Annotated in this window: 1 rRNA gene; it reads left to right on the top strand. The window is 42.0% G+C overall.

The window, feature by feature from the left end:
* Window position 1: 1 nt before the first annotated feature.
* Window positions 2-119: ribosomal RNA gene (rrf, locus tag OCV70_RS18830) — 5S ribosomal RNA — on the top strand.
* The last annotated feature ends 321 nt before the right edge of the window (window positions 120-440 follow it).

Below are 440 nucleotides of genomic sequence, written 5' to 3'. Positions count from 1 at the left end.
TTCCGGTGTCGATGCGCTTGTGGGAAACACCCGTTCCCATCCCGAACACGACGGTTAAGACGCAGGCGGCCGATGGTACTGCATTGGAGACGATGTGGGAGAGCAGGCGGGCGCCGGATCAAAGAAAAAAACAAGCGGGAAGCTTGTTCATATAGAAACAGACATCAGTAAGGGAGTTCTGTCGGAAACAGAACGGTAAAAGACGAAGATTGAGAGACTGGTGTTAACCCGGTCAGCAGGGAAGTGCTGTTATAGATAACTGGTTTTACCAGTGATTAGAGGTTTTAAATGGCTTCATTTAAGATTTCTAATGACTGATAAAATATCAGTCAATAAAGAAACATCATGTACCTTGAAAACTGCATACATGTAAATTTGATTAAAGTTAATCAAATATCCTTGATACAAACGTTAAAACGTAAGATAGGAAGACATCGATT

The organism is Blautia acetigignens (assembly GCF_025566865.1).
In the GTDB taxonomy this organism is placed as follows: Bacteria; Bacillota; Clostridia; order Lachnospirales; family Lachnospiraceae; genus Blautia_A; species Blautia_A acetigignens.
The sequence above is the reverse complement of the archived record's forward strand: the minus strand, read 5'-3'. Positions and strand labels throughout refer to the sequence as shown.